A 23,543-nucleotide genomic window follows, 5' to 3' on the forward strand; every position below is an offset into this window, starting at 1 on the left:
TGCAAACGTATACCGATCTTTGCCTTTTATTTTTCAGCTTTTTGAGCCACAAAAAGCAATAAGTCATTAACTACGAGTAGATTAACTTGGTTTTATGAAGCAGATACGGTTGGCCATTCTGGATTTATATAATGGTGTTCCCAACGAAGGAATGCGATGTATTCAGCAATTAGTACAGGAATTTTCGGAGGAAATTGGCGGCTGCGTCGTGCAAATTTTTGACGTTCGGCAGCAAGGTGAGTTACCCGCTTTGAACGATTTTGACATTTTTATCTCGACGGGCGGGCCTGGAAATCCACTCGAAACGGGTGATTGGGGTACGGCTTATTTCGATCTGATTGATCAGGTTTTCGAACACAACAAAACGCAGACTGCCAAGAAATTTTTACTGCTTATCTGTCACTCGTTCCAGATGGTGAGTCATCACCTGGGCATTGGTACAGTAACGCGTCGTAAATCGACCAGCTTCGGTACGTTTCCGATTCATAAAACGGCCAATGGCTACGACGAGCCGTACCTGGAATTACTCCCTGATCCCTTCTGGGCCGTGGATTCGCGGGATTACCAAATCATTAATGCCAACTTTTCGCGGATTGATGCCATTGGAGCGAAAGTACTTTGCCGGGAGAAAATCCGTCCCCACGTACCGCTGGAACGGGCCATTATGGCGGTCCGGTTTTCACGCGAAGTATTCGGTACGCAGTTTCACCCCGAAGCCGATGCCGTGGGGATGTTACGCTACTTCCAGCAGCCCGAGAAACAGAAACAGGTCATTGATGAGCACGGCTATGAGAAGTACCAGAACATGGTCGATCACCTCAACGATCCGGATAAAATTCTGCTGACGGAATCGGTTATTATTCCGACGTTTTTGCGGGATGCCTACCATAAACTGGCTGCTAACTAACCCCTACCGCACTCTTCACCCATTCGATATGATTTCAACGATTCGTCGGACCTACAATGCCGCTTTTTCGGAAGAAAAGTACCAGGAGTTTCTGGATTCGATTCACCAGGACTGGCCTAACCAACTGGAATTCCGTCTGGCCGAAACGCCCGTATTTGTTCCGGCTTCCTTACGCGAAAAGCTCGTTACGGCCTGCGAATCGTTTATTGATACCATCACCGCTCCGGATTTCAAAGCAAAGACCGAGGCATCTATTCCATCGGATCAGCGGGTTCCCAATGAAAATGAACATACGCATTTTCTGGCGATTGACTTTGCCGTATGCCGGGACCAAAACGGCGAATTAGCACCCCAACTGATTGAATTGCAGGGCTTCCCTTCGCTGTTTGCGTTTCAGGGCTATTTACCGGAGAAGTTTAAAGAGCACTTTTCGATCCCGGACTCGCTGATCTGGAATTTCGGCGGGTACGATTTCGAGGCTTATATAACGAAGCTTAAAGATCTTATTCTGGACGGCGAAGATCCCGCTCACTGCGTTCTGCTGGAAATCTTTCCGGAAAAACAGAAAACCCGCGTGGATTTTGCCGTTACGGAAAAGTTGCTGGGAATCCGGTCGGTTTGCTTTACCAAGATTCAAAAAGAAGGTCGAACGCTTTATTACGACCGGGATGGGGTCAAAACACCGATTCGCCGGATGTACAACCGACTGATTTTTGATGATCTGTTGCACTACCCCGACATGCCGGTATCGTATCAACTGACGGACGACGTAGATGTAACCTGGGTGGGGCATCCCAACTGGTTTTTCCGAATTTCGAAATACATTCTTCCCCTGCTGAATTCGCCGTACGTACCTCAGGCACGATACGTGAGCGATTTTCAGGGTCAGTTTCCCGAAAATCTGGACGATTACGTACTCAAACCCCTGTTCAGTTTCGCGGGGATGGGCGTCAATCTGCACCCAACGGCAGAATTACTAACCGCTCTTCATGATCCGGAACATTACATTCTCCAGAAAAAAGTGAAGTACGAGCCCGTCATTGAGGCTCCCGACGGTGGGGTGAAGTGTGAAATCCGGATGTTGTATGTTTGGCCCGATCAGGCGAAACGACCCGAGTTACTCACGAGTTTAAGCCGCCTGAGTCGCGGCGAAATGATTGGCGTTCGCTTCAACCAGAATTTTACCTGGGTGGGCGGAACGGCTTGCTTTTTTGAACCCTAACGCGGGTTTTGTGATTACCTTTTTATGCATCAACGACAGCTTTTCCTAAATCACCTTGCCCAAACGTCGGATTTTCCGCTGGCTTTGGAAATCGAAAAAGCCGAAGGAATCTGGTTATACAGTCCCGACGGAAAGGCGTATATGGATTTGATTTCCGGCATCGGTGTTTCCAACGTCGGTCATCGGCATCCGAAAGTGGTTCAGGCCATCAAACATCAGGTGGATCATTACCTGCACACGCTGGTCTACGGCGAATATGTACAGGCTCCGCAAGTCTTACTGGCTCAGGCTCTGGTCGAAACGCTAGCTGCTTACCATACGCCTTCGGGCTATGCGATTGACAATGTGTACCTGACTAACTCGGGTACGGAAGCCGTAGAAGGAGCCATGAAACTGGCGAAGCGGTTCACCGGTCGTACCGAAATCATTTCCTGTTTTAATGCCTATCACGGTTCTACGCAGGGAGCCCTGAGTCTGGCGGGAGCCGACTTTTTCAAACGTCAGTTCCGCCCCTTACTCCCCGATATCCGTCATATTCACCACGGTGTACTGGCTGATCTATCGAACATTACTAGGCGAACCGCAGCCGTTGTCATTGAAGTCATTTCTGCCGAGTCGGGCATTCGCGTTCCTTCACAGGAATACCTGCAAGCCTTACGCGATCGCTGTACCGAAACGGGTACGCTCCTAATTTTCGACGAGATACAAACGGGTTTCGGTCGTACAGGTTCCTTCTGGGCGTTCGAGCAATTTGGTGTTGTACCCGACGTTCTGCTGTCGGCCAAAGGAATGGGCGGCGGTATGCCCATTGGAGCATTCATGGCTCCGCAACCGCTCATGGCCGTCTTCAAGAACAATCCTATTCTGGGGCACATCACCACGTTTGGTGGGCATCCCGTCAGTGCAGCGGCTTCACTGGCTACACTTCGGACCATTCAAGAAGAAAACCTGTGTGCATCCGTAGCGGCTAAAGCCGAACTCTTCAAAAAGTATCTGGTACATCCCCGAATCAAGGAAATCCGGAATCAGGGTTTGATGATGGCCGTAGAGTTTGCGGATTTCGGCGAATTGAAAGCCATTATCGATCACGGCATTGAAAACGGGGTAGTTACCGACTGGTTTTTGTTCTGCGACAACTCCATGCGAATCGCTCCTCCCTTGACGATTACGGAAGACGAAATTCGTCAGGCCTGTGATGTGATTCTGCGGGCAATAGAAGCCGTATAAGCCGATAGACAGGTAGATAAGCGAATGACCCGAAAGCTTGTAAACTTTCGGGTCATTCGCTTATCTACCAACAAAAAAGGTTTGAGCGATTAATTCTCAAACCTTTTTCAAACGAACTCAAACTTTATATTATAATTGAGCAGCCAGTTTCTGAGCCAGTACGGGTTTGGGTACTGCTCCAACTACTTTATCAACGAGTTCTCCGTTTTTGAAAATCATCAGCGTAGGGATGCTACGGATTCCGAATTTAGAGGGCGTCGTGCTGTTAGCATCTACGTCCATTTTCGCTACTACGGCTTTGCCTTCGTACTCGCCAGCTAATTCTTCTACTACGGGTCCGATCATTTTGCAAGGTCCGCACCATTCAGCCCAGAAATCTACTAAAACGGGTTTATCAGAGTTGATAAGTTGCTCAAAATTAGAGTCGGTCGCCTCAATTGTCTTGTGTGCCATTTCCTTAATATATTAAAAATGCTTAGATGATTCGAAGGTTAAAACGGATTCGCTTCGTGAAAGTTCAACCAATGCCTAGAAACTTGCTCCGCTTGTCGCTTTCGTACAGAGATAGAACAAGGGCATTTAAAAATTAATTCACTAGAAGAGAAGATATTCCTCCGGTTTGCTTCCACTCAAAAATCTTTTTTTCGCATTACTTTTCAAACCTTATTCGTCGGTGCTTTCTTCAAAAATAAGGTTGAGAAAGTCCAGATACGGCTTTAAGATCAAACAACTTTCTTCCACCTTCTGGGTAAAATTAGGAGATAGCACTTCCTGATCGGTAAAGGAATGCGAAAAAAATAACTGCGTCCGACGAAGTAGCTCAATTTCAGGGTGATCTTTTGGATAGCCTTTCGGAGCGGTTTTCAGAGAGGTTCCTTCAGGTTCGCCAAAATGAGTTTTAAAAGCGGGAGCTTCAATAATGCCTTTGATTTCCTGGGGATTGTAATCAATTTCCTGACGGAATTTGGCTAACTGCGAAGGCGTTGATTCCCACATGCCTCCACCCAAAAACGATTTGCCGGGGGCTATATGCAGGTAATAATCCATCTTGGACGATTTACGTCCACCTTCACCAAAGCTGGCCGCCAGCCAGGTTTTATAGGGTGATTTGTCGGGTGAAAAGCGGACATCCCGAGCAATGCGATAATTACAGTCCTGGACGCGGATGCCCGCCAGATTTTCGAACTGTCCAATGCGATAAATCAGATCCTGAACCGTTTCTTCAAAATTTGATTTAACTCCCTCCCACTCTTTTTTGTGGATTTGGAACCACTCACGCGTATTGTTTTGAGCTAACTCTTTTAAAAATTTCAGGGTCGAAGCCGGAATTTGGGGCATAATGACTGGATATTTTGAATGGCTTGGTTTGCTTAAAGTTTGATAACGTTTGAAAAGGGTTGGAGGTTCGTGGGGAGAGAAAGGTAAAAAAGGTATTTCAATAGCGATTTTCTCAGAATAAGTATTTGCCAGCTTCGTCCCGCAGACACCACTGATCGCTAGCCTTTGCACATCTCAGTGACTAGTTACTGCGAAAGTTTTGCTCCTTTAGGACTTTGTTGTTCACCTACACTGGGCTTGGTGCTTCAGATAAGGCTATCGGGTAGCCCGTAAGCCTTCCGGGCGGGACCTCTCCACGCCTAACCATTCCATGGGGGCCATCCTATGGTGGCTCCCTCGGTAATGCGGTTACTTTGAGCCAGAGGAAGTGAGTAGTGTTCGCGATAGAGACTAAAAGACCAGCCTTCTCAGCAGCACGACAACCACACCTGCTATCTCCCTAGCATAGTTCCTACCTAACATAAGCTTATCTAAATCCTCAAAAAACAAATCCAATTGACTAGCCCTCTACCCCTGGTCTTTCGAAAAAGAACAAACATCCCGGTACTTATTTTTGATTGCGGATCGTAGATTGCAGTTTTGCAGTAAAATTAGAAAGCTCTTTTTACGGGCAAACGTCACAATCAATCCTTTCATTTCTGATGGCTCGCATCCTTACGGGTATCCAAAGTTCCGGACTTCCTCACCTGGGAAATATTCTGGGTGCTATTCTCCCTTCGATTGAACTCTCGCAGGAACCGGCCAATGAATCTTTCTTTTTCATTGCCGATTTACACTCGCTGACTTCACTAAAAGACGGTGAAGCCCGTCGCCAATATACGTACGCCATCGCTGCCGCCTGGCTGGCCTGTGGCTTTGATACAGAAAAAAATGTCTTTTTCCGGCAATCACGAATCCCGGAACATACGGAACTAGCCTGGTATCTGGAGTGCTTCACGCCCTACCCGATGCTGGCCAATGCCCACTCATTTAAAGACAAATCGGAAAATCTCTCCGACGTAAACTCTGGGCTGTTCGTTTATCCGGTCTTGCAGGCCGCCGACATCGTCCTGTACGATGCCGAGCTGGTACCCGTGGGTAAAGACCAGCGACAACACCTGGAAATGTCGCGGGATATTGCCTCTTCGTTTAACCATCGCTACGGGGATATTCTAGTTTTACCCGAAGCCCGGATCAGCGAAAAAGTCATGACGATTCCGGGTACGGACGGTCGGAAGATGTCGAAGTCGTACAACAACTACATCAATATTTTCCTGCCCGAAAAAGAGCTTCGCAAGTCCGTCATGAGTATCGTAACAGATTCGACGCCGCTGGAAGAACCCAAGAAAACGGAAGGCGATACAACATTCACGTTGTATTCACTCTTGGCGACGCCCGAAGAAACCGAACAGATGCGGCAAAACTACGCCGGCGGCAATTACGGCTACGGTCACGCCAAACAGGCCTTGTACGAACTGATTCTGAAACGCTTTGCTACCGAGCGGGAGCGTTTCTCCTATTACATGCAAAATCCCGAAGAGCTGGAAAAAGCTCTAAGCATGGGAGAAGAAAAAGCCAAGGTTATTGCCCAGCAAACCATCAAGCGGGTTCGGGAAGTACTGGGTTTTTAAACCTTAGTACTTCTAGGCATCCCTTCTTCGTTCACTTCCCGAAGGCAACGCCGCTTTCGGGAAGTTTGTTTATCCGTTTGATCAACGCCCCTTATGCTTAACCAACTCGATACGGAATTATTTCTGGCCCTTAACGGAGCCCATGCCACCTGGCTCGATCACGCCATGTACTGGATTTCCGATCAGGAGTTCTGGTACCCCTTCTACGGGTTGATTTTAGCCTGGCTTTTCTGGCGTTTCAAAAAGAAAGCCATCGGCGTAGTACTCGCCTGCGTAGCGACCATTGCCTTAGGGGATCAGTTTACCAGCAGCGTACTCAAGCCCTGGGTGGCCCGGCTGCGGCCCTGTCACGAACCCTCCATCGAGCGAATGGTTCACGTCGTGTGGGAATGCGGTGGCCAGTACGGCTTTGCCTCCAGTCACGCCGCCAATACGTTTGGTTTTGTAATGGTCCTGACTATCCTGTTTGGCAAAGAACATCCCTGGATTAAATGGCTGTTTGTTTGGGCAGCTCTCGTCTCGTACAGCCGCATTTATGTGGGGGCCCACTACCCGCTCGACGTACTGACCGGAGCCGCCGTAGGCATACTTTTTGCTTTTCTGGTTACGTTGATTTACAAAAAACTCTCCGTTCAACGATGAAAATGCTACTAACAGGCCTTTTGTACTTTTCCGTTTTGCTCTCGGCATGGGCCGCCGATATTGAAGGGGTCTGGTTCAATGAAGAAAAAACCTCAAAAATTCAGATTTACAAGCAGGGTGACCAGTACTTTGGAAAGATCATCTGGATTAAGGAAGTACAGGCTAATCAACCCAAAAAGGATGTCAATAATCCCGACGAGAAACTACGAAATCGAACATTGATGGGCCTGGTTATTCTCTCTAATTTCAAATCTGATGGCGAAAAAGTCTGGTCGGGTGGAAAAATTTATGATCCCCGAAACGGAAAGACCTATTCCTGCAGAATCACTAAAGTTTCGGATCGCGAATTAGCCGTTCGCGGTTACATTGGTACACCCATGTTAGGCCGTACCACAACCTTCACAAAAGCCGAATAATTGGCTTTTCAGCTCCCCGACCGGTTGACTAAAAACAAGCTTTTTTTAAGTCAACCGGTTTTTTCGTTCGTTTTTTTTCTACCTTTGCGGCTCAATTTCCAAGGAGACCGATGGCTTCCAATCCGGTAAAAATTTTCTCAGGCAGTTCCAGTCAATATCTAGCCCAAAAAATTGCCCGTTTCTACGGCAAAGATTTGGGAACCGTCACCGTGCAACGTTTTGCCGACGGTGAAATGTCCCCGAGTTTCGACGAATCCATTCGGGGTTGCGATGTATTTCTCATCCAGAGCACGTTCACACCAGCCGAAAACCTGATGGAACTGTTGCTGATGATCGACGCGGCCCGCCGGGCTTCCGCTCACTACGTAACCGTAGTGATTCCGTACTTCGGCTATTCTCGCCAGGACCGGAAAGACAAGCCACGGGTTTCTATCGGTTCCAAGCTGGTGGCGAACCTGCTGACAGCGGCCGGAGCTGATCGTCTGATTACGATGGATTTACACGCGGGGCAAATTCAGGGATTCTTCGATTTTCCGGTGGATCATCTGGAAGGGGCGTCCATTTTCGTTCCGTACATCCGCTCGAAAAACCTGGATAATCTGGTGTTTGCTTCTCCTGACGTGGGAGGCGTAGCCCGGACCCGGAAGTTCGCCAGTTTCTTCCCCGGCTCGAACCTGGTAATCGTGGATAAGTTCCGGAAGAAAGCCAACGAAATTGCTTCCATGCAATTAATTGGCGACGTGACGGACGCCAACGTTATTTTAGTCGATGATTTAATTGATACGGGAGGTACTATTTGCAAGGCAGCTCAGCTGTTACTCGACAAAGGAGCCAAATCCGTACGGGCCATCTGTTCTCACCCGGTGATGAGCGGAAAAGCTCACGATAATATTTACAACTCCGTACTCGAAGAGCTGATCGTTTCGGATACCATTCCTCAGAAACAGGACAACCCCAAAGTAACGGTATTGTCAGTGGCCGAGCTATTTGCCAAAGCCATTGGACGCATTCGTGATCACGAATCAATTAGTTCCCTTTTTATTCATTACTAACGTAGTTTCGGGTTCGCCCGGAGCTTTTTATTACCAAACACAATGAAAAAACTCGAGATTGTAGGGTTTAAAAGAGCGAATCTCGGCAAGAAAGAATCGAAAGATCTTCGGGCCGAAGGACTTATTCCATCGGTATTGTACGGAGGTGGCGAGCAAATTCACTTCTCTGCTCCTACCATTCTGTTCCGTGATCTTTTGTACACTCCCGATGCGTACGAAGTAACGTTGAACATCGAAGGTGAAATTCGCAAAGCCATTCTTCAGGACACGCAATTCCACCCCGTTAACGATTCACTGCTGCACGCTGACTTCTTGGAAATCACGGACAAGCCTATCAAGGTAAACGTTCCCGTGAAATTCGTAGGTAACTCTCCCGGGGTTATCAAAGGGGGTAAACTGGTTCAGAAACTCCGTAAAATTACGCTGCGTGGTCAGGCAGAAAACATTCCTGATTTCGTAGAAGTAAGCATCGAAGGACTTGACTTGGGTAAATCCGTACGGGTTGCCGAAGTAAACGTTGAAAACGTTGAAATCCTGAACGCGAGAAGTCTTCCTATCGCTACGATCGACATCCCTCGTTCACTGCGTGGAAAATAGTCTTTTCAGACTTTCTGCTGAAAAAGCCCGGCTTCGGTCGGGCTTTTTTTATGGCTAAAATTTCAAAATCGGCATTCGCTCTAATCGTGCCAAATCCGTGTAACTTCACGTTTTCGTTTCTTCTCTTACAAACCTACCTTTTATGAAACACCTTCGTACCTTACTGGTATGGCTGTTACCTCTGTTGGCTCAGGCTCAGAACGCCGATTCTACCTGGTACCGCAACAACTACACCAAACTGGAGCAGTACATTCCAATGCGAGACGGGACTCGCCTCTTCACTTCTATTTACCTGCCGAAAGATCAGTCCGAGAAACATCCCATCCTCATGACCCGGACGCCCTACTCCTGTGCCCCCTACGGTGCGGATGTGTATCGGCCTTTTTACATCAACCACTACAAAGAGTACCTGAAAGAAGGATACATCATGGTCATTCAGGACGTACGGGGTCGCTGGATGAGCGAGGGCGTCTTTGAGGATGTCCGGCCTTTTAATCCCAGCAAAAAAGCTAAAACCGACGTCGACGAAGCCAGTGATACCTACGACACCATCGATTGGCTCGTCAAAAACTTACCCAACAACAACCAGAAAGTAGGCGTATTTGGTATTTCGTATCCCGGCTTTTACTCCACAATGGCCGCCCTCAGCAATCATCCGGCCCTCAAGGCAGCCAGCCCGCAGGCTCCGGTAACGGATTGGTTCTTAGGTGACGATTTTCACCACAACGGAGCCTTTATGCTCATGGATGCCTTCAACTTTTACGTCGCCCGGGGCTTCGGTTATCCGCACCCTAAACCCACTAGCGTCGGACCGAAAGGCATGACCCTACCTACGGCCGATAGCTACGACTTTTTCCTGCGAACGGGAGCCTTGCCGAATTTCACAAAGATGGCTGGCGACAGCGTACGCTTCTGGAATGAAATGATGCAACATCCCAATATGGATGGCTGGTGGAAAGCCCGGAACGTTCGCAATTTCGCGGACAAAGTCCCCGCGGGCATTGCGACACTGGTCGTCGGAGGCTTGTTCGACGCCGAAGATTGCTTTGGTGCCTGGACCACCTATCAGGCCATCGAGAAGAAAGCCAAAAATGATAATAAAATCATCATGGGTCCTTGGTTCCACGGTCAGTGGGCAGGTCGCGGCAGCGATGGTTCTTCCCTGGGGAACGTACAGTTTGGTAGTCCTACCAGTACGTATTACGCCGAAAAAGTGGAAGTACCCTTCTTTAATTACTACCTGAAAGGCAAAGGTTCGGTTGCCTCCTTCAAAGAAGCTACGATTTTCTTTACCGGAGAAAACCAATGGCAAACCTTCGATGTATGGCCTCCCAAGGGGATTACCGAAACACCGCTATACCTGCAGGCGAATGGCAAACTGAGTTTTAAACAGCCGAACGCTCCCGGTACCTTTACTGAATACGTAAGTGATCCGGCGAAACCCGTTCCCTACGCAGAAGGGGTGAAAAGCTCCCGCACGCGGGAATACATGACGGACGATCAGCGATTCGCTGCCATTCGCCCCGATGTTTTGGTATTCAAGACGGATGAACTCACCGAAGATGTTACGCTGGCGGGTACGCTCCTGGCTGACTTACAAGTTGCTCTGAGCAGTACAGATGCTGATTTCGTGGTAAAACTCATCGACGTATTTCCCGACGATTTCCAGTACACCAATAAAGATTCCTACATCATGAATGGCTACCAGATGCTGGTACGCGGTGAAGTGATGCGGGGTCGTTTCCGGAAGAGTTTCGAGAAACCGGAAGCCTTTGTACCCAACGAAGTAACGCAGGTGAAATACACGTTACCCGACGTGGCTCATACCTTCAAAAAGGGCCACCGGATCATGGTACAGATTCAAAGTAGCTGGTTCCCGCTGGTGGATCGCAATCCGCAGAAGTTTGTAGACATTTATCAGGCCAAGGATTCTGACTTTCAAAAGGCAAACATCAAAGTATTTCATAACAGTACGGCTGCCAGTCAAATCCTGCTGCCGATCCTGAAGAAATAGTTTCGCGTTAGCACCAAGAAAAAGCCGATGGTTGTAACAACCATCGGCTTTTTCTTGGTGCTTCTACCAGCCATCGTTCTGTCGCAAATTGGGATTCGCATCCAGTTGCGATTGCGGAATCGGATAAATTTCAAACTTGGTACTGTACGGAGCCAGTACGCTGTTGATGATCTGCCGGGGCGTGATGGCGTCCATTTCTTCCTTCAGCGTTCCCCAACGACGGATGTCGTAGACGGTGGTAAATTCTCCCGTTAGTTCCAGTCGTCGTTCCCGACGAACCGCTTGCCTCAGGGAAGACACATCACTGGCTCGTACTAAGGTCGCTTTGGCCCGGCTTCGTACACGGTTTAAGAGTGGCAAAGCCTGAGCGGGTTTTCCTGTTTCGACGTAGGCTTCCGCCAAACCAAGCAGTACGTCCGAGAACCGCAGTTCAATCAAATCCGAGCTGTAGCCTTGGGCGGGTGATCCTTCCGGGCGAGCGACCCGGGCCAGTTTTCCATACGCCACGCCACATTCAAAATTGCTTTGCAGGAAAATTTCACCCGTACGTTTCACCCGGTAATGCCAGGTTTGCGGGTCATAAATGATGCTGTCGCCCGGTTGAGCACCGCCATTCGCCACACCCCGAAATACGTAGCGATCGACCAGCGTAAAGTCCCGCCGAGTATCGGCTTTTTCGTAAAGTTTGTAGAAATCGTAGGTGTAGCCAAAACCCGTTTGCTCATCGCCATTCACTAATCCTCGCGGAAAAAGATTAAATGGAAAGATGTTCCCGTTCGGATTCGAGGAATTGATGAAATAACCGAAAGACAGAACCAGCTCCTTGTTGCGTTCATTCTCCAGTGAGAACACGTCCCGAAAATCATCCATGAGCCCGAAGTTGTACTTTGCTTCGTTTTCCGCTCCTACAACCTCCTGTAATTTCTCGGCAGCCCGCTGGTAGTATTCCGTTTTGTTCAGGGGTCGGCCCGCCATCTGCAAATAGACTTTACCCAACATGGCCTTGGCCGTACCCGCCGAAACGCGGCCCAGGTTTTCACCCGTCCACTGATCGGGCAGGTTGTTCTCTGCAAACGTCAGGTCCTCAACAATAGCGGCATAAATTTCTTCCGTCGTTGCCTTCGGAGCATAAATCAGGTCCCGGTCGTTGAGCGAAACAATCTGACGCAACAGTAAGGGAACGCTGCCGAAATCCCGTACCAGATTGAAGTACGCATAGCCGCGTAAGAAGCGGGCCTCAGCGATGTAGGGCGTTGCCAGCGTGTCGTTAGTTACCGCCCGACGGGCATTATCGATCACGATGTTAGCCCGATACACTACCTTGTACATACGGCTCCACACAGCATCAAAAGCACCAGCCGAAGGTAAATGTCCGTAGCGATAGTAAGGGTCGCCACCCGGGCCGAGAATACCGCCCGTGGTGTACCGTTGTCCGGCTTCACTCAGAATAAAGCGACTCCAGACGTCTGCATAGTTAGCCGAAGTCCAGATTTGGTACACGCCGAGTGTCGCCTTGCTGAGTCCATCTTCGTCACTAAACACTTGGTCTTCCGACAGGGACGAAAAGGGTTCTTCTTTCAGGTTATCCCGACAGGCCACCAGCCCGAAGGTCAGCAAGCTTAAAACAAAGATTATTGATTTCATAGGTTGGCTCATTAGAAATTACAGGACAATCCAATCGTGAAAGACTTCTGAGCCGGGTAGGCTCCATAATCAATGCCCTGCTGTAAGAGTGATTGGTTGAAGGAACTTACTTCGGGATCGAAACCCGTATACTTCGTCAGCGTGAACAAATTGGTACCCGTTACAAACAGGCGAGGGTTTTTGACCGGTCCGATTTTCGGAAAACCGTACGAAATCGTCAGCATCTTCAGCCGAACAAAACTGCCATCTTCCAGAATCGCCGAATTGATGTCGCTCGAACTGATGCCGCGTTGCGTACTCGGGTACCGGACGTTGTTATGGGGCCTATCGGCAGTCCAGCGATTGAAGTACCAGTCTTCGGTTTGGTTGAAGATGACTCCCTGATAATCCAGTAGACCATTATTCAGGTAAAAACGCGTCAGGTTCAATACATCATTTCCAACCGAACCCGTGAAGAAGGCGGTTACACTCAGGTTCTTCCAGGTGAAATCATTTGTCCAGCCGAAAATAAAATCCGGGTTGGACTTTCCGATTACCTGCCGATCGTTGGCGTCGATCTTACCATCATTATTCAAGTCCTGGTACTTCCACGTTCCCGGAATCTGATCACTGAGAATGGCGTAAGGATACTGGGGAGTACCTTCGTTCGTAAAGTCCGAGGGCTGAGCCAGTCCAATAACTCGTAACCCGTAAAACTGTCCCACCTGCTGTCCCGGTATCAGAATACCCGAAGTACCGCCCAACAGGTTTCCACTGATGTTGACGTAATCGGGCGTCTTGCGTTCCCCTAAATCCAGCAGTGTATTGATGTTTCGGGAGACGTTCAGCCGGGAAGACCATACCAGGTTTTTCTTCTGGATGATATTCGCCTGTACACTGACTTCCACGCCCCGGTTTTCCATCGAACCGTAATTGTCGAGGATAGTACTCACGCCCGACTGCGAGGGCAGCGTACGTGGCTGCAAAAGACCCAGCGTCCGCTTGTTGTAGAAATCAAAGCTAAATACAAAGCGGTCGTTGGCGGAGTTGAAATCTAAACCTGCATTAAGTTGCCGGGTGCGTTCCCAGGAAAGGTTGGGGTTACCGATCGTCGTGGAGTATAAGCTCGTTCCAATGGCTCCTTCCTGCCCATACTGATAGAAACCGCTGTAAAACTGCGTGAGCGAGGAATAAGGCCCGATGGCCTGACTTCCCGTTTCGCCGTAAGAAACCCGGAACTTGGCATTCGACACGAACTTCACGTTTTTCATGAAAGCCTCCTCATTTAGATTCCAGGCCAGAGCTACCGCCGGAAAGAGGCCGTATTTCTTGTTTTCGGCAAAAGGAGAAGCCCCATCCAACCGCAGAGAAGTATTCAGCACGTACTTGCTTTTGAAAGAATAATTGACCCGCACAAAAGCCGATTGCAGCGTTCGGGTTTCTTTGAATGAGCCGATACTCTGGTTCTGGGCACTTCCGATGTTATCCACGCCAAACGCCGGAATCGCGTAACCGCTGGAAATCGTATTGAGTTGTTCAAACGATTGGTTGTTGTACTCACCCCCCAGCGTTGTATTTAGATAGTGTTTCTCGGCGAAGTTTTTCTCATACAGGAAATACGCATTTACGTTATAGCTATAGGTGTTGGCCATACTACTGCTCCCGCTTCCTTTCGAAGCGTATCCTTCAGCGGTAGTCGGTGGCAGAAACACCTGCCGCCGGGTAAGGTTCTGGTTCGTTCCTAAGCTCACGACTAATTGTAAGCCTTTAACAATTTTAAACCAGTTTTCCAGGTTGATGACGGAGTAGTCGTTTTGAGAAACATCCGTCTTGGACGTTAACTCATTATAGGGATTGGCAAAGTAGTAGCCCGAATAGCCTGGAATGCCCGAGCTGTTAAAGCCCAGGTAATTCAGCTCAATGGTTGGGGGGGCTTTCAGACCGTCCAGCAGACCACCGGAATTAGGCCAGGCTCGTGCGGAAGTAATGGCTCGGTTAGACTTTTGCCGCACAAAGGACAACTGGCCCTTGAGCGTATACCAGTCATTAATGTCCGTATTGATGTTCGCCCGTAAGCTTGCCCGGTTATTATCAGAATTGATAATGGTACCACGTTCGAGCAGGTAGTTGCCGGAAATGTAATACGATGATTTAGGACTACCGCCGGAAACGCCTAGTGTAATATCCTGCCGGAAGCTGGGTTGCGTAATAGCTTTCACCCAGTCGGTATTCGTCAGCGGAGCATTCAGATCTTTGAAGGGTGCTTCCCGGTTTGTCAGAGCGTAGGATTCATTCATGATCTCCGCATACTGCCGACTGTTCATCATACGAATGGGATTGGAAATCTGTCCGAATGAGGTGCGATTCACCAACTCCACCCGTCCTTCGCCGCGTTTGCCCGTTTTCGTAGTGATCAGAATAACCCCGTTGGCTCCCCGGGAACCGTAGATGGCCGTAGCTGCAGCATCTTTTAGCACTTCCATGCTTTCGATGTCGTTTGGATTGATACCGTACAGCCCATTCTGGGAATAAGCTCCGGTGAAGTTGGCCGAAGCTTCGCGGTACGGCGGCATCGGAAAGCCGTCAACCACGTACAGCGGTTCGTTATTACCACTCAGCGAGTTATTCCCCCGAATCCGTACGACGGTTGCCGCTCCGGGTTCGCCGGAAGTTTCCGTCACCTGTACGCCCGTAACCCGTCCCTGTAAAGCCTGATCAACGGTATTGACAACGGCCGTTTTGATCTCCGTAGCAGCGACTCGGGAAGTAGCCGTAGCCAGGTCTCTTTTGCTTTGCGTACCATACCCTACGACAACGACTTCATTAAGGGCCTTGACATCCGGTACCAACCGTACGTTGAGTAAGGGACGCCGATTTACGGGTTGTTCCTGAGCTTTGTAGCCGGTAAAGCTAAAGACCAGAATGGCCTGATCGTTGGGCACTTTTAACTGGTACGAACCGTCGGTATTGGTAATCGTTTGGATTTTTGTGTTTTTAACTGTAATCCCTACGCCGGGCAGGCCGCCCGATTTCTCGTCCGTTACGCGACCTTTCACGAAGCGTCCACCAGGCAAGCTATCCGCCGCAACCTGGGCATTTGGCGGGGTTACGGGTAGTGAATCCGCCGCTAAGGGTTTCGCCGTATTGGCTGGCCTGGATGCATTAGCCGGTTTAGGAATTGTGTCTGTAGGTATGACTAAACTATCGGATTGTGCGACGCGGCGGGGTGTCTTGACCGAATCAGGACGGACGGGCCGAGCCCCTGGTTTCGGAAGTGTATCGGATGGAATCACTAAACTATCCTGTTGAATTATCCGGCGGGGTGTAGGCGTTGAGTCGGGTCGAACGCGTGGTTTGGGAATGGTGTCGGCTTTGGGTATGGGAATAACCAGCGTATCCGGCTTAGCCAGCGAATCCGGTTTCGTTTGCTGAGCCTGTACCTTACCAGTTAGACTGATACCAAGTAAAATGCTGGTACAAACGATGAAAGAACCGGCTTTTGACCGGACTTTTTCAAGGGGTTGAAGAGGTTCCATAGAACGAGTATCAGAGCAAATAGATGCACTACCATTTTTCTCAATACGTATCCTAAACACTCAGTAAATGTTCGATAGCGTTGGAAAGATTCGCAGGTAATATGTACTATGAATAGTCTTTTAAAGCTCAGGACTGGCGTGGGATTGAAGCCTGCGTAAAATCGAGTGAACTTGTTAAAAAAAATTATTCCACTTCGACAATAGCTGGATTTACGGGAATACTTACAGGAAAGAATGCTACAAAAAATTACTTATTATCATTTACATAATCTAGCTTAAAGAACGCTTAATCCTGTTATCTAAAATCAAATACTACTCTCTATTACTCAGTTAGTGAATCAGTTACTAGTCGTTAAACAAAAAATCATCTCTCTTTCACAATTCAATTCATTTACTTCATACGTCTTTTTCAACCTATTATCAAGCGGACCATAAGTCACAAAAAAAAGCAGCCTTTCGTGCTGCTTTTTCTTTATACGATTAGCTTAGATACGCCGTAAATTAGTTTAGAGGTTAAGTGTGACACCGTTACATTTATTACTTATTGACTCTAGTTTCTAAAACAGGTTTCGTTCTTTTATGGATTCGATTTAACGTACTTTTTTCAAAGCCATCGCCACGTGCTGCTGAACGCCACTTTGGTGATGAATAACTTTAGCCGCGTTATTACGTTCAAACCGATGTTCGCTAATAAAGTAATGTAAACCCACTAACAAACCCAAAGCTACTCCTACGGCTGCAATCATTCGTCCGGCCTGTGCGGGCTGTACAATGAGTAGATTCGCACGGAGCGTTTTTCGCTCCATCCACCCTAGAGCGATCAAGCTCAACAAAACAAAGGTTAACATAAGCATAGACGTAGGAGTTTTGGTGAAAAGGGTGTTCAACAAATGTAGGATAATCCGTTTACTAACCAAACGCCTACTCGAAATATTTATGATTATTACAACAAAGTTTTAAGTTTTTTTAATGAAACGTACGCTACTAGATTGGTGATGGAGCACATCTGGTTAGACTTTGGTACTTTTAAAGTATTGAATCATGTTCTGCTAACCTTAAATTTCTGATGAGGTCACGGTTTATTCTCTTCGCTCTGTTTTATCTATCGTACACGTTTGGCTTCACTCAAGTACCTAAACCTCTCCCACCCGGCGAGATTCTCCTGAACCTCAAACGCTTGAATGTACTGGGTTCGGCCATGTACATGGCAGCCCACCCCGATGATGAGAATACCGTCATGTTAGCCTGGCTCGCCAAAGAGCGACTGGTGCGTACGGCCTACCTGTCCTTGACCCGGGGCGACGGCGGTCAGAACTTGATTGGTGCGGAGCAAAGCGAACTGATGGGTCTGATTCGTACCTATGAATTATTAGCTGCCCGCTCCATTGACGGTCCCGAGCAGTACTTCACCCGAGCCAACGACTTTGGCTTTTCAAAAAATACAGAGGAGACGTTAGAGGTGTGGGGTAAAGATGCAGTCCTGGCCGACATCGTCTGGCGAATCCGAAATTTCCGTCCCGATGTACTAATCTGCCGTTTTCCACCGGATTCCCGGGCGGGACACGGAAACCACTCGGCCTCGGCGGCCCTGGCCGAAGAAGCTTTTCAGCTAGCGGGAGATGCCAGTAAATTTCCGGAGCAATTGAAGTACGTAAAACCCTGGCAACCCAAACGGATTGTCTGGAATACCTTTGCCTTTGGCGTAAACCCGGCCCAGCGTCCAGCAGAAGGCAGTTGGATTTCGGCCGAAATTGGCGGTTACAATCCTTTACTGGCAACCTCTTATTCTGAACTTGCGGCCGAAAGTCGTTCGCAGCATAAATCGCAGGGGTTTGGTGTAGCCAGAAGCCGGGGCGTAAAGATTGAGTACCTGGTGCACAAAGCAGGTGATAAAGCCACGAAAGACGTATTTGATGGCGTAGAAACCAGCTGGAACCGGGTCAAAGGAGGTGCGGCTGTACAGGCGGTGGTCAATAAAGCCATCGAACAGTTTCGCCCCGATCAACCCGCCGCCATCATTCCTCTGCTCGTACAAGCATATCGACTCGTCGATAAACTGGACGATGCATATTGGAAAGAACAGAAGAAAAAAGAACTCTCCCAGCTACTGGTCGCCTGTGCCGGACTCTGGTACGAAAGTAACCCCTCCGAGTACGCCGTGGCGGGTGGCGAACCCGTACAGCTGACGACTACGTTCATCAAACGCTCCGAGGCTCCGGTCACGCTTCAATCGATTCGCTGGACCAGCTTCAATAAGGATACGACGCTAAATATGTCGATCCCTACTAACGAATTACAACGCCTGGTTTTTCAGACTGCCATTCCGCAAAATCAAACTATTACCCAGCCCTACTGGCTCATGCAGCCGAAAATGGGCAAAGGCATGTATCGCGTGGATGATCAGGCTCTGAACGGTCTGCCCGAGAAGCCTTCCGACTTTCAGGCTCTTTTTTCCGTAACCATCGGTGGACTGCCGCTGACGCTGACAACCCCCGTTCATTATAAATACACGGATGCGGTTCGCGGCGAATTGTACCGTCCCTTTGAAGTACGCCCGAGCGTAACAGCTACGCCAGCTGAAAAAGTATTGGTCTTTGCGGACGGTCAGCCGAAAACGTATACCGTGACGCTGAAAGCGTCGCAGGCGGGTGCATCTGGGAATGTGAGCTTGGAATTACCCGCGGGATGGAAGTCGGAGCCAGCTCGGATTCCCTTTCAGTTCGCATCGAAATTCCAGGAACAAACCGTTTCGTTCCAGCTAATTCCACCGACTCAGGCTTCGGAGGCTAGCGTACAGGTGAAGGTACAAACGGGCAATCAGACCAGTAATCGTGGCCTGTACGAGATTGGGTACGAACATATTCCGGCTCTTACGGTATTCCCCGTGGCAGAAAGCAAGCTGGTGCGTCTGGAAATTAAAAACAAGGCTAAGCTGATTGGGTACATTCCCGGAGCCGGGGATGAAATTCCGGCGGCCCTGCGTCAGATGGGTTGTACGGTGGTGAATCTGGGGGAAAAAGAATTAACGGGTTCGCTGGCTGCTTACGACGCCATAGTCGTGGGTGTACGGGCGTACAACGTCAACGATCGGATGAGCTACTACCAGCCCTTTCTAATGGACTACGTGAAAAACGGGGGTACGATGGTGGTGCAGTATCAGGTCAATTCCGGCCTTCAGCCGCTGAGCAAAGGCATGGGCCCCTATCCCTTTCATTTGTCACGGGATCGGGTAACGGTGGAAGAAGCCCCCATGCGATTCCTGAAACCCGAACATCCCATTTTGAATACGCCTAACAAAATTACCAATCAGGATTTTAACGGCTGGATTCAGGAACGCGGCCTGTACTTCTCCGACGAATGGGATCCGCAGTACCAAACCATTTTCAGTAGTAACGATCCCAACGAAAAGCCGCTGGACGGCGGTATGCTGGCTACTGCTTACGGAAAAGGCTGGTACGTCTTTACGGGTTACGCGTTTTTCCGGCAATTGCCCGCGGGTGTACCGGGAGCCTATCGGCTCTTTGCCAACCTGATTTCGTTAGGAAAGTAAGGGGTAAGTTTAGATTTTAGTTTGAAGAAAAGGGTTGAATACGCTCTGCTAAAGAGCTCATTCAACCCTTTTACCTGTTACGAGCCATGTAATCACCTCACTCATTCGCCCTCTTCACTAAAACAACTTCTAAATCCTACTTCACTTTAACCATCTATTTCGTTTCGTATACCATCGTTAATACGGGAATTTCAGCGTGGTTCACTACTTTTTCGGCGATGCTGCCGTGAAACCAATAGCTTAATCCTTTGCGGCCGTGCGTATAGAGGGCAATCAAACCCGCCTTTATTTCGCGAGCGTATCGAACAATACCGGCTTCTTCGCTTACTGCGTCAATGATTGTGTATTCGTATTTTTCAATTCCCAACTCTTCCGCTAATTGAGCCATTTCTTCTTCTAAATCTTCGAATGTACGATCCAGAAAACCGGTATTAACCGTTAGAAAATGAAGATTAGCCTCCGCAACCCCGGGAAACGTTAGAAACTGACGGATGGATTCTACGTTTGTAAAATCCGTTGGGAACAGTACGGTCTGAAGATCAAGCGGGTCTCCATTTTTCACAATCAGGACTGGGCATCTCGCCTGCCGGACTACCCGTTCGGCGTTTGATCCCGTCGTTTGCTCCTTCCAGCCCGAAGCTCCTTCAGACGCCATCACGATCAGATCTACTGTACTGGAAGCAATGGTTTCACCAATGGTTCCTTTCTGCCGGTCGACCAAAGCCGATACTGGTACTTTATGATATTTAGGCTGATCCAGTAGACAGCGAAGCCGATTCTCTACCCCTTCGATCCGTTCTTCAAAAGCATCGTCAGTATCTTTCATAAACAAGCTGTCTTGTAAAACGGGCTCCGGGTATTTGAGTACCCCCAGTAACCGAACAGAAGCCTGCATCGGTTGAGCCAGCTCAACGGCTAAGTCTAGTGCTTTCAGAGACAGTGAGCTAAAATCAGTGGGAACGAGTATGCTTTTCATTGCTTTGCGTCTTAAATGGATACCCAAAACAACGACAGAATGATTTCTTTAAGAATGTCAGGCGTAAGGTGATCTGGTGATAAAAATCAGTTTTCTTGATTGGGTATTTCGCGTTGTATAGAAATCCCCGCATGGCATACGAGGCTATTCCAATTGAATCCCTTCGGGGTTAGGTGTTCGGTTGAAGAAGGTACTGCAAGTTTTTACATTGTACTTACCATTTTAAAGCTTCAATCTTGATCTCCCCTTTTCCATTTTCTTTGTAAAATAAGGTAACCTGAGCAGGACGCGTTGTCCGTAGCATCCGCTACGGATTTTCTAGTTGGTAGGCTGTGCCTGCCGGGCTGGTTGCAAATCGTATGGTATCTGGTGCAAGTTTCCTATAAAGCCGTTCAAAGGCAAAACCCATCCGCCCGCTTATAAACAAAAAAATACCCCGACTTACGAGTCGGGGTATTTTTTAAAACTATATCGGATAGAAAGCTTACGCTCCTACGCCACGACGGATGATATTCAGAGCACCACCTGCTTTGAACCACTCGATTTGAGCAGCATTGTAGGTATGGTTTACTGGGAATGCTTCCGTTGAACCATCGGCATGGTTAAGTACAATCGTCAGTTGTTTTTCGGGAGCAAACTCCGTCAATCCAACGATGTCGATCGTGTCGTCTTCGCGAATCTTGTCGTAATCTGAACCGTCAGCGAAGGTCAGAGCTAACATGCCTTGTTTCTTCAGGTTCGTTTCGTGGATACGGGCGAACGATTTCACCAGAATCGCACGAACACCCAGGTGACGAGGCTCCATAGCTGCGTGCTCACGAGAAGAACCTTCACCGTAGTTTTCATCCCCTACAACGATCGTTCCTACGCCTGCTGCTTTGTAACCGCGTTGTACGCCAGGTACCGTTCCATACTCGCCCGTCAGTTGGCTCTTCACTTCATTCGCTTTTTCGTTGAAGAAGTTGGTAGCACCGATGAGTAGGTTATTGGAAATGTTATCCAGGTGACCACGGTATTTCAACCAGGGACCTGCCATAGAAATGTGGTCCGTCGTACACTTACCTTTGGCTTTGATGAGCAGCTTCAGGCCCGTGATGTCCGTACCTTCCCAAGGCGTAAACGGTTCGAGCAGTTGCAAACGATCGGAGGTGGGTGATACAATCACTTCCACCGTTGACCCATCTTCCGCAGGAGCCTGGTAGCCTGCATCTTCCACGGCATAGCCACGGGGCGGCATTTCCAGACCTTGTGGCTCATCCAGTTTCACGGCCTGACCTTCTTCGTTGATCAGCGTGTCCGTCATCGGGTTAAACGTAAGGTCACCTGCGATGGCGAAAGCCGTTACGATTTCCGGAGAAGCTACGAACGCGTGCGTATTAGGGTTGCCGTCGTTACGAGCTTTGAAGTTCCGGTTGAAAGACGTGATGATGGAGTTCTTTTTGGTAGGATCGCTGGTGTGACGAGCCCACTGACCGATACAGGGACCGCAGGCATTCGCCATAACAACGGCACCCATCGTATCGAAAATGCTGATGTATCCGTCACGCTCGATGGTGTAACGAACCAGCTCTGAACCTGGCGTAATCGTGTATTCCGCTTTAGGTTTCAGTTTTTTATCAACTGCCTGTTGAGCTACGGAAGCTGCACGGGTAATATCTTCGTAGGAAGAGTTCGTACAAGATCCGATCAGACCTACTTCCAGTTCAGCGGGCCAGTTGTTTTCCTGTACCGCCTGAGCGAACTTCGAAAGCGGCCAAGCCAAATCCGGCGTGAAGGGACCGTTGATATGAGGTTCCAGCGTCGACAGATCCAGTTCGATGAGTTGATCGTAGTATTTCGCGGGATCAGCGTATACTTCGTCATCTGAACGCAGGTATTCGGCAACACCGTCAGCCAAATCAGCTACGTCGGCCCGGCTCGTACCTCGCAGGTATTCGGCCATGCGTACGTCGTAAGCAAAGATGGACGTCGTAGCTCCGATTTCAGCACCCATGTTACAAATGGTTGCCTTACCGGTTGCAGACATACTTTCAGCTCCTTCACCAAAGTATTCTACGATTGCACCCGTACCACCTTTTACCGTCAGCTGACCCGCTACCCACAGAATCACGTCTTTGGCAGAAGCCCAGCCGCTGAGTTTACCCGTCAGTTTTACACCAATCAGTTTAGGTTGTTTCAATTCCCAGGCCAGACCCGCCATAACGTCGCAGGCATCGGCACCACCTACCCCGATGGCGATCATGCCCAGACCACCCGCGTTAGGCGTGTGTGAATCTGTACCGATCATCATACCGCCGGGGAACGCGTAGTTTTCCAATACTACCTGGTGAATGATACCCGCTCCGGGTCTCCAGAAACCAACTCCGTATTTATTGGAAACCGAAGAAAGGAAATCAAATACTTCCTTCGATTGTTGTACTGCATTGTTAAGATCTTCGGTAGCTCCTACTTTAGCCTGAATCAAGTGGTCACAGTGTACCGTTGAAGGTACGGCTACCTGCGGACGACCCGCCTGCATGAATTGCAGCAGGGCCATCTGAGCCGTTGCATCTTGCATTGCCACGCGGTCGGGTGCAAAATCAACGTAATCTTTTCCCCGTGAATACGCTCTTTCCAGAGGATTTTCCCAAAGGTGAGAATATAGAATTTTCTCGGAGAGGGTCAGGGGTCGACCGAGTACTTGCCGAGCGGCGGCCACTCGTTCGGGCATCCGGGCGTACACGGTCTGAATCATCTCAATGTCAAAAGCCATCGTTGTATCTAATCGTTTAAATAAATGAAGGAACAGGTTTCGCCCTCAAAAATACAAAACATGCGGGGTCATATTTCGATA

General features: G+C 48.9%; 17 protein-coding genes. 10 read left to right on the plus strand and 7 right to left on the minus strand.

Translation table 11 applies throughout. The features are described from left to right. Nucleotides 1–94 precede the first annotated feature (94 nt). From C5O19_RS09835 to C5O19_RS09845, 3 genes are read left to right on the plus strand one after another with little or no spacing between them, the layout of a single operon-like run. Complete coding sequence (locus tag C5O19_RS09835; RefSeq protein WP_104711734.1) at nucleotides 95–907, plus strand: type 1 glutamine amidotransferase; 813 nt, start codon at nucleotides 95–97, stop codon at nucleotides 905–907. A 28-nt stretch (nucleotides 908–935) separates the two neighbouring features. Next, nucleotides 936–2,129, plus strand: coding sequence for a hypothetical protein (locus C5O19_RS09840; RefSeq protein WP_104711736.1), 1,194 nt, complete (start codon nucleotides 936–938; stop codon nucleotides 2,127–2,129). A 24-nt stretch (nucleotides 2,130–2,153) separates the two neighbouring features. After that, a complete protein-coding gene (locus C5O19_RS09845; protein ID WP_104711738.1) occupies nucleotides 2,154–3,356 on the plus strand; it encodes an aspartate aminotransferase family protein in 1,203 nt (400 codons plus the stop codon). A gap of 129 nt (nucleotides 3,357–3,485) precedes the next feature. Here C5O19_RS09845 and trxA read toward each other — a convergent pair whose 3' ends face one another. Together trxA and C5O19_RS09855 are read right to left on the minus strand one after the other, a co-directional pair. Next, nucleotides 3,486–3,809 (minus strand): thioredoxin, encoded by a 324-nt coding sequence (gene trxA, locus C5O19_RS09850; protein WP_102200028.1) that lies wholly within the window; start codon nucleotides 3,807–3,809, stop codon nucleotides 3,486–3,488. A 210-nt stretch (nucleotides 3,810–4,019) separates the two neighbouring features. Then, nucleotides 4,020–4,694 carry a DUF2461 domain-containing protein gene (locus C5O19_RS09855; protein WP_207766398.1) on the minus strand — a complete coding sequence of 225 codons (675 nt, stop codon included), beginning with the start codon at nucleotides 4,692–4,694 and terminating at the stop codon, nucleotides 4,020–4,022. Nucleotides 4,695–5,335: 641 nt separating this feature from the next. On the opposite strand from C5O19_RS09855, the gene trpS reads away from it, so the two are divergent. The 6 genes from trpS (at nucleotide 5,336) to C5O19_RS09885 (ending at nucleotide 11,025) form a co-directional block, all read left to right on the plus strand. Further along, entirely contained in the window at nucleotides 5,336–6,304 is a 969-nt protein-coding gene (gene trpS, locus C5O19_RS09860; RefSeq protein ID WP_102200027.1) for a tryptophan--tRNA ligase, read from the plus strand. 93 nt (nucleotides 6,305–6,397) lie between these two features. Then, nucleotides 6,398–6,946, plus strand: coding sequence for a phosphatase PAP2 family protein (locus C5O19_RS09865; protein WP_104711740.1), 549 nt, complete (start codon nucleotides 6,398–6,400; stop codon nucleotides 6,944–6,946). After that, nucleotides 6,943–7,362 (plus strand): DUF2147 domain-containing protein, encoded by a 420-nt coding sequence (locus tag C5O19_RS09870; protein WP_243406366.1) that lies wholly within the window; start codon nucleotides 6,943–6,945, stop codon nucleotides 7,360–7,362. The genes C5O19_RS09865 and C5O19_RS09870 overlap by 4 nt, the downstream gene beginning before the upstream one ends. 110 nt (nucleotides 7,363–7,472) lie before the next feature. Next, nucleotides 7,473–8,414, plus strand: a complete 942-nt coding sequence (locus C5O19_RS09875; RefSeq protein ID WP_094809042.1) for a ribose-phosphate pyrophosphokinase — start codon at nucleotides 7,473–7,475, stop codon at nucleotides 8,412–8,414. A 42-nt stretch (nucleotides 8,415–8,456) separates the two neighbouring features. Next, nucleotides 8,457–9,011, plus strand: coding sequence for a 50S ribosomal protein L25/general stress protein Ctc (locus tag C5O19_RS09880; protein WP_104711742.1), 555 nt, complete (start codon nucleotides 8,457–8,459; stop codon nucleotides 9,009–9,011). A 142-nt stretch (nucleotides 9,012–9,153) separates the two neighbouring features. Further along, nucleotides 9,154–11,025 (plus strand): CocE/NonD family hydrolase, encoded by a 1,872-nt coding sequence (locus C5O19_RS09885; protein ID WP_104711744.1) that lies wholly within the window; start codon nucleotides 9,154–9,156, stop codon nucleotides 11,023–11,025. A gap of 63 nt (nucleotides 11,026–11,088) precedes the next feature. Here C5O19_RS09885 and C5O19_RS09890 read toward each other — a convergent pair whose 3' ends face one another. The 3 genes from C5O19_RS09890 to C5O19_RS09900 form a co-directional block, all read right to left on the minus strand. Next, nucleotides 11,089–12,669: a RagB/SusD family nutrient uptake outer membrane protein gene (locus C5O19_RS09890; RefSeq protein ID WP_104711746.1), complete on the minus strand. Its 1,581-nt coding sequence runs from the start codon at nucleotides 12,667–12,669 to the stop codon at nucleotides 11,089–11,091. An 11-nt stretch (nucleotides 12,670–12,680) separates the two neighbouring features. Next, nucleotides 12,681–16,184, minus strand: coding sequence for a SusC/RagA family TonB-linked outer membrane protein (locus C5O19_RS09895; RefSeq protein WP_104711748.1), 3,504 nt, complete (start codon nucleotides 16,182–16,184; stop codon nucleotides 12,681–12,683). A 590-nt stretch (nucleotides 16,185–16,774) separates the two neighbouring features. Next, nucleotides 16,775–17,038, minus strand: coding sequence for a hypothetical protein (locus C5O19_RS09900; protein ID WP_133163340.1), 264 nt, complete (start codon nucleotides 17,036–17,038; stop codon nucleotides 16,775–16,777). Between the two features lie 212 nt (nucleotides 17,039–17,250). Here C5O19_RS09900 and C5O19_RS09905 point away from each other — a divergent pair, with 212 nt between their 5' ends. Further along, a complete protein-coding gene (locus C5O19_RS09905) occupies nucleotides 17,251–19,734 on the plus strand; it encodes a PIG-L family deacetylase (RefSeq protein WP_104711751.1) in 2,484 nt (827 codons plus the stop codon). 154 nt (nucleotides 19,735–19,888) lie between these two features. Here C5O19_RS09905 and C5O19_RS09910 read toward each other — a convergent pair whose 3' ends face one another. Together C5O19_RS09910 and C5O19_RS09915 are read right to left on the minus strand one after the other, a co-directional pair. Then, the gene (locus C5O19_RS09910; protein ID WP_104711753.1) at nucleotides 19,889–20,710 is read right to left on the minus strand and encodes a universal stress protein; all 822 of its coding nucleotides are present in this window, start codon (nucleotides 20,708–20,710) and stop codon (nucleotides 19,889–19,891) included. Between the two features lie 484 nt (nucleotides 20,711–21,194). Continuing rightward, nucleotides 21,195–23,462 (minus strand): aconitate hydratase, encoded by a 2,268-nt coding sequence (locus C5O19_RS09915; protein ID WP_104711755.1) that lies wholly within the window; start codon nucleotides 23,460–23,462, stop codon nucleotides 21,195–21,197. Nucleotides 23,463–23,543 lie beyond the last annotated feature (81 nt).

This window comes from Siphonobacter curvatus (assembly GCF_002943425.1).
Taxonomy (GTDB): Bacteria; Bacteroidota; Bacteroidia; order Cytophagales; family Spirosomataceae; genus Siphonobacter; species Siphonobacter curvatus.

Bases quoted from the DNA above. Each gene is read 5' to 3' on its own strand.
- C5O19_RS09835 (WP_104711734.1), top strand. From the start codon at position 95: ATGAAGCAGATACGGTTGGCCATTCTGGATTTATATAATGGTGTTCCC.
- C5O19_RS09840 (WP_104711736.1), top strand. From the start codon at position 936: ATGATTTCAACGATTCGTCGGACCTACAATGCCGCTTTTTCGGAAGAA.
- C5O19_RS09845 (WP_104711738.1), top strand. From the start codon at position 2,154: ATGCATCAACGACAGCTTTTCCTAAATCACCTTGCCCAAACGTCGGAT.
- trxA (WP_102200028.1), bottom strand. From the start codon at position 3,809: ATGGCACACAAGACAATTGAGGCGACCGACTCTAATTTTGAGCAACTT.
- C5O19_RS09855 (WP_207766398.1), bottom strand. From the start codon at position 4,694: ATGCCCCAAATTCCGGCTTCGACCCTGAAATTTTTAAAAGAGTTAGCT.
- trpS (WP_102200027.1), top strand. From the start codon at position 5,336: ATGGCTCGCATCCTTACGGGTATCCAAAGTTCCGGACTTCCTCACCTG.
- C5O19_RS09865 (WP_104711740.1), top strand. From the start codon at position 6,398: ATGCTTAACCAACTCGATACGGAATTATTTCTGGCCCTTAACGGAGCC.
- C5O19_RS09870 (WP_243406366.1), top strand. From the start codon at position 6,943: ATGAAAATGCTACTAACAGGCCTTTTGTACTTTTCCGTTTTGCTCTCG.
- C5O19_RS09875 (WP_094809042.1), top strand. From the start codon at position 7,473: ATGGCTTCCAATCCGGTAAAAATTTTCTCAGGCAGTTCCAGTCAATAT.
- C5O19_RS09880 (WP_104711742.1), top strand. From the start codon at position 8,457: ATGAAAAAACTCGAGATTGTAGGGTTTAAAAGAGCGAATCTCGGCAAG.
- C5O19_RS09885 (WP_104711744.1), top strand. From the start codon at position 9,154: ATGAAACACCTTCGTACCTTACTGGTATGGCTGTTACCTCTGTTGGCT.
- C5O19_RS09890 (WP_104711746.1), bottom strand. From the start codon at position 12,669: ATGAAATCAATAATCTTTGTTTTAAGCTTGCTGACCTTCGGGCTGGTG.
- C5O19_RS09895 (WP_104711748.1), bottom strand. From the start codon at position 16,184: ATGGAACCTCTTCAACCCCTTGAAAAAGTCCGGTCAAAAGCCGGTTCT.
- C5O19_RS09900 (WP_133163340.1), bottom strand. From the start codon at position 17,038: ATGCTTATGTTAACCTTTGTTTTGTTGAGCTTGATCGCTCTAGGGTGG.
- C5O19_RS09905 (WP_104711751.1), top strand. From the start codon at position 17,251: ATGAGGTCACGGTTTATTCTCTTCGCTCTGTTTTATCTATCGTACACG.
- C5O19_RS09910 (WP_104711753.1), bottom strand. From the start codon at position 20,710: ATGAAAAGCATACTCGTTCCCACTGATTTTAGCTCACTGTCTCTGAAA.
- C5O19_RS09915 (WP_104711755.1), bottom strand. From the start codon at position 23,462: ATGGCTTTTGACATTGAGATGATTCAGACCGTGTACGCCCGGATGCCC.